The following is a 5,385-nucleotide window of genomic DNA, read 5'->3' on the forward strand; positions in this document are numbered from 1 at the left end:
AAATTAAATTAAAAAGCATAAAGCACACAACACTGTGTATGATTTCATTTGGCAAATAGTTTGTCTACGCTAGCGCTTCGCAAACGATTATCACCAAACAAAACATACACTTAACGTTATGTACAAGCTAAAAAACATCGTACTTTAAATGAAATACAGTAAAGAAGACATATTGGAGATAATAATCTCATCTTATCAATTCCAAGCTGAATTTGATCCAATGGTTGGTAAAGAAATGGAGCCGAATTTCAAGACGACTATTTTCGAATGGAGAGATATTTGTGATTTGATAGAGCCAAATAAATTAGCTCAAGTTTATTACAAAAATTTCAATCTGAAAACGCCAATATCAGAATTGGAACAACTCTTTACTGACGAAGATAAAAATACACTTTCAGATTTTTGTGAATACATTTCAAAACACTCTGAAAAACAAAATATCGAACCAATTAAACTTTTAGGACAAAACTGTCAAACTGCATCAATATTTCGGACTTTAAAGCAGAATCTAAAAGAAAAAGGTGCTGACATTTCTGAATTAAAACCGAGTAGTGAAATCAATCCTTTTTTTCTAAAATACGGTGGACTTTTAGTTGACGAGGTGAATAGAATTGCTCCTGGAACAATGTCTGAATTTGAGTTTAAAGCAAATAAATTATCTCGAATCGGACGGAATATAATGTTTGTCGGTTTTTTTACTGGAATTGGAATTTGGTGGATTTGGTCTTTTAATTGGTTTTTGCTTTTACCAATAGCTTTTGGAATAGTAATGTTCCAAATTGGAGATAAAAAACAACCTGAAAAAATAAACATTAGCGGATTTGAAAACTTCCGAGAGTTAATTTACGGAATGGATAAAAAAATGAAAACTGCGAGCACATAACACTATATATAGCAAATAGGGCGTTTTAAATTGGTCCGAAAAGGCTGTGTTTGTTTGCTATGTCGCCAAATCTTTTGATTTGGCTTTATAATGAAAAAGATAATTCAAAATGCAAAAATTTGGCTTAGTGCTTAATCGAAAATAACTGTTTATTTTCTGCCCTAAATGCCATATATTTAACGTTACCTGCAAGCCTAAAAAACCACGCTTGAATACAAATTGGAATCAGGTAAAGCTAATTTCGGTTTGGGAATTATAGATGATTTGAATGAATTACCACATTTTAAAATAGAACTGACTGACAAAAATGTACCAGAACAAATTGTTGCCTTTCGAAATAGAATTACGAATGCAGACGGAATTATAATTTGTGCACCTGAATATGTTTCAACATTTCGAGTGGTTTAAAAAATATGATTGAATGTTACGTATCAACAACTATTTTCTCTAACATACCAATTGGACTTATTAATTAAATTAAGAATAAATAGTTGCTTAGCTAACTATTTTATTATATTTGCATCAATGATTAATAATAACCTATACTTTAAAATAGAACTTACCGCCAGAAGAATTAGACAGTATGGCCAAAATGTACTTAAATCTCATAATATTGATATTACTATTGAACAATGGCTTGTTTTAAACATAATAAATGAAAATGAATATATAAATCAAATTTCTGTGGGAGACAAACTTGTAAAGGATAAGCCTACTATTTCAAGAATGGTTAATCATTTAGAAAAAAAAGAGTACATAATAAAAACACCATCTTCAATAGATTCTAGAAAAGTTGAATTATCTATATCTAAAAAAGGACAAACTTTAATTAATGACTTATACCCTATTATCGAAAAAATCCGTTTTTCAGGTCTAAGTAAACTATCAGAAAAAGAAAATGAAAGTATTGAAACTATTCTAAATAAAATTCTAAAAAATCTAAGCGACTAATTTTTCGTCTATTTAGTTGTCTAGCTAACTTTAATAAATTAAACATTTTAAATTAAAAATTATGAAAACAAAAATTTTAACATTATTAACAATCGTTGTCTTATTTTCTTGTAAATCAAAAGCTCAAAATGGTAATACTGATGATATAAAATCTACACTAACATCATACATCCATGCAGGAGATATAAATGATGTTGCAAAATTAAAACCATACTTACATGATGACTTTAGAGTTGTATTATACGATACTAAAAAAGACGCCACATCTATTTTGGACAAAAAAACTTATGTATCATTTATAAAAACCAAAAAATTTGGAGGATATGAAAGAACTGCTAATTATGAAGATATTCAATTGATTGGAAATAATATGGCTTCAATAAAAATGACACTCACAAGCCCTGGGAAACCTACATTAAAGAATTTTTATTCATTGGTGAAAATCAAAGGTAAATGGTTGGTGTTTCAAGATTTTGTAACCTTGATTTTCTAATAATTAATGAAATATCTATTAATAGCTATTGTTTCTATTCTATCCATTTCTTTCTGTAAATCACAGAAAGAAGATAGTAATAGACAATTAATCAAAGAGAGTATTACCTATAAAGAAATAGGTAATACTCTCTTAAAATTACACCTTTTCACTTCAAATAAAGAGGAAAAAAAACCTGTAATTGTTTTTTTTCATCCTGGTGGTTGGATTTCTGGGTCACCATCATTCTTTTTTGAAAAAGCTATAATGTTTTCATCATTAGGTTATCATACAGTTTGTGTACAATACCGATTAGCCAATTTAAAAACAACAACACCTAAAGACTGTCTTTACGATTCCAAAGATGCTTTAAGATATCTAAAGCAGAATAAGGAAAAACTAAACTTAGATATGTCAAAGTTATTTCTGATAGGTTATTCGGCCGGAGGACATTTGGCCCTAATGACTCAATTGAATACAGATGAATCAATCCCCATAGCGAATAGAGTATTTACCATTGCCTCGCCAGTAGATTTAATGGAAGATGAACTATTAAAAACATCTGTAATGACTACTAACGAAAAAATAGAACTATCGCCTATTAATCATATTCAAAACTTGAAAACCAAACTTTATCTCTTTAATGGCACAACTGATGAATATATAGCATATTCAACCATCTCAGATTTTAGTAATAAAGCAAAACAATTGAACAAAAATGTTGAATTAACCACCTTTAAAAATACTGGTCATTTTTTATTGACTACAACACATAAGGAAAAAATTGAACAAAAAATAAAACAAGAAATACTTAAAGAATAGTTTAATATGAATACTACAAATAAATCTATTGTTATTGATTTTATTGAACAGATATGGAATCTAAATCAGTTTGAAAAAATGGATACTTATATTTCTGATGATTTTATTGACTATTCACTACCATCAACATTACCTACCAACAAAAAAGGGATGAAAAATTGGATTATTGGAACTGGTAAATCATTTGAACATAAAACAATTATTGATACTATTGTTAGCGAAGAAGATAACGTAATTGTAAAAATAAAAATGAATCTTAAACACATTGGTGTTTGGAGAGGCATCAATCCTACAGATTTAAATATTAAAACTGAGGGTTATAGATATTATAAACTTAAAAACAAAAAAATTACAGCACATTGGGCTTTAATTGATGGTAATGCTATTCAAAATCAACTAATTCCATTTAAAAATAGAAATACTTGTTAAATTTCAAGAATAAAGCATATTATTTTTAAATCTTGAAATGATTTATTACAAACCATTCTTAAGAAGAAATTTAAAGTGTAAATAGGATTAGTTCCCAAACATAAAATTAAAAGCCAGCAGGTAACACCGTATATAAAAAATAGCGCTAAGGTACAAGCCTGAATCGTTTTTCCTTTTAATTAAGTATATTGCTTTCCGAAAGATTAGTGCTTATAAATCCGCTACTTTTCATATACAAGACCGTTGGTGGTAATTAAGATAAAAAAATAATGGAGTATATTTCGTTGACAATTTCAATAATAGCGATAACAATGTCAGCAATTACCTTTTGGTTGACAAGAGTTAAGAAAGGTAATGTAAAAATGACTAAGCCATCCATTATTTTTTTCGGACCTGATGGAGTTGGAAATGACCATAAAAAAATATTCATTAGAACACTTCTTTATAGCAGTTCTCTAAGAGGTGTTTATATTCAGAATATGCATATTAAACTCATTGGAAAGAATCTTAATCAAATTTTTAATATTTGGGTTTATGATGATAATGGATTAGTTAGAGGTAGCGGCCTATTTATTGATAAATCTGGAATATCAAGCAATCACCATTTCTTACTACCAAAAAGCGATTCAAACTTTAAATTTATCGAAGGAGATTATGATTTGGAAGTTTATGTTGAAGTCGTAGATCGAAAGCCAAAAAAAATCTATGAACAAAAATTACATCTGACAAAAGATCAATCTAACGAAATAAATAAAAATAGTGCCGGAGTATATTTTGATTGGACGCCAAATATACAAGCTTATCAATCTCATATTGACAGACGACCTAAATTTGACGAAAAAATTGACGATTATTTAAAATTTTTGACATTAGAGAAACCTGAAAAGTAAAAACTACCACCAACACCAAGTATGGTGTCATAGCAGTTAAGTGATAACTCAAAGGTTCTTGTATATTTGCTATGGCATAAAGATTTTATGATGAAAAGTTATAAAATCAGTGCAGAAAAAGTCGAAGGCTCGGTAACATTTTGCTCTGCTACGACACATACTTATAACGTTGTAGCCAATTAAACTGAATGCGAAAAACAGTCGAATTTATAGAAGATAGAATTAAGTGGAGAGCTTCTCAACATAATCTGCCGAATAAAACTGCATTTTTATTTGAGAACTTGACTGACGAAGTCAAAATGAAATACTTAAATCATTTTGACGAAAAAGATAGCGGAAAAATAATCTTACTATTTACGGATTCAAATAATAATTGGACAGCATTGGGAACAAAAAGAATTATTGGGTATGATGGAACAAAATTCAACTCTGTAAAATTAGATGCAATTGAAGATGTGGATTCTAAAAATCGGAAAGAATATTTCGAAAAAGCAGAAGCTGGCGAAACTAAGCTCAAAAAAATTAAAAAACGCAACGAACGCGAATTGTTAGTTATCGAATTTGACGGGAAAGAAACGATTTTTATTACGAAAAAAGGAAATGACTTATTCTCTCTCTGGAATATTATGATTATGATAACAAGATTAAATAAATAAACTGGCCACAACACCATATATGTGATCATAGCAGCAAAGTGATCAATCCAATGGTTGTTGTATTTTTGGTAAGGCGCAGTGCTTGCAGAAAGTAAAAGTAAGCATCCAATGCGCAGAAAAATCGAAAAGCAGGTAACATTTTGCTCTGCTACGACACATATATTAAACGTTGTATGCAATAGTCCAGTTCGCAAGGACAATTTTTTCGGAGGAGTACGCGAGGATTATGGAGTTTTATTCTGATCAAAGAGACGGACAAAGCCTTTGCTAAAAGGAGTTGTC

At 29.4% G+C, this 5,385-nt stretch carries 8 protein-coding genes; all 8 read left to right on the forward strand.

Annotated features, from left to right (window positions below; genetic code table 11):
• The first annotated feature begins 148 nt into the window (after positions 1–148).
• Positions 149–883, forward strand: a complete 735-nt coding sequence (locus AWE51_RS18145) for a hypothetical protein (protein WP_066316405.1) — start codon at positions 149–151, stop codon at positions 881–883.
• Positions 884–1,147: 264 nt separating this feature from the next.
• Positions 1,148–1,291, forward strand: a complete 144-nt coding sequence (locus AWE51_RS27235; protein ID WP_394332236.1) for an NADPH-dependent FMN reductase — start codon at positions 1,148–1,150, stop codon at positions 1,289–1,291.
• 117 nt (positions 1,292–1,408) lie between these two features.
• A complete protein-coding gene (locus tag AWE51_RS18155; RefSeq protein WP_157766167.1) occupies positions 1,409–1,834 on the forward strand; it encodes a MarR family winged helix-turn-helix transcriptional regulator in 426 nt (141 codons plus the stop codon).
• A gap of 61 nt (positions 1,835–1,895) precedes the next feature.
• Complete coding sequence (locus AWE51_RS18160; RefSeq protein WP_066316411.1) at positions 1,896–2,327, forward strand: nuclear transport factor 2 family protein; 432 nt, start codon at positions 1,896–1,898, stop codon at positions 2,325–2,327.
• A gap of 6 nt (positions 2,328–2,333) precedes the next feature.
• Positions 2,334–3,128 carry an alpha/beta hydrolase gene (locus AWE51_RS18165; protein ID WP_066316412.1) on the forward strand — a complete coding sequence of 265 codons (795 nt, stop codon included), beginning with the start codon at positions 2,334–2,336 and terminating at the stop codon, positions 3,126–3,128.
• Between the two features lie 6 nt (positions 3,129–3,134).
• Complete coding sequence (locus tag AWE51_RS18170) at positions 3,135–3,557, forward strand: ester cyclase (RefSeq protein WP_066316414.1); 423 nt, start codon at positions 3,135–3,137, stop codon at positions 3,555–3,557.
• A gap of 311 nt (positions 3,558–3,868) precedes the next feature.
• On the forward strand, positions 3,869–4,447 hold the full coding sequence (locus AWE51_RS18175) for a hypothetical protein (RefSeq protein ID WP_198403849.1): 579 nt from the start codon (positions 3,869–3,871) through the stop codon (positions 4,445–4,447).
• 188 nt (positions 4,448–4,635) lie between these two features.
• Entirely contained in the window at positions 4,636–5,103 is a 468-nt protein-coding gene (locus AWE51_RS18180; RefSeq protein WP_066316420.1) for a hypothetical protein, read from the forward strand.
• Positions 5,104–5,385 lie beyond the last annotated feature (282 nt).

It is taken from the genome of Aquimarina aggregata, assembly GCF_001632745.1.
GTDB lineage: Bacteria > Bacteroidota > Bacteroidia > Flavobacteriales > Flavobacteriaceae > Aquimarina > Aquimarina aggregata.

Excerpts from the sequence above, each read along its gene's own strand:
- AWE51_RS18145 (WP_066316405.1), top strand. The coding sequence starts at position 149 with ATGAAATACAGTAAAGAAGACATATTGGAGATAATAATCTCATCTTAT.
- AWE51_RS18155 (WP_157766167.1), top strand. The coding sequence starts at position 1,409 with ATGATTAATAATAACCTATACTTTAAAATAGAACTTACCGCCAGAAGA.
- AWE51_RS18160 (WP_066316411.1), top strand. The coding sequence starts at position 1,896 with ATGAAAACAAAAATTTTAACATTATTAACAATCGTTGTCTTATTTTCT.
- AWE51_RS18165 (WP_066316412.1), top strand. The coding sequence starts at position 2,334 with ATGAAATATCTATTAATAGCTATTGTTTCTATTCTATCCATTTCTTTC.
- AWE51_RS18170 (WP_066316414.1), top strand. The coding sequence starts at position 3,135 with ATGAATACTACAAATAAATCTATTGTTATTGATTTTATTGAACAGATA.
- AWE51_RS18175 (WP_198403849.1), top strand. The coding sequence starts at position 3,869 with ATGTCAGCAATTACCTTTTGGTTGACAAGAGTTAAGAAAGGTAATGTA.
- AWE51_RS18180 (WP_066316420.1), top strand. The coding sequence starts at position 4,636 with ATGCGAAAAACAGTCGAATTTATAGAAGATAGAATTAAGTGGAGAGCT.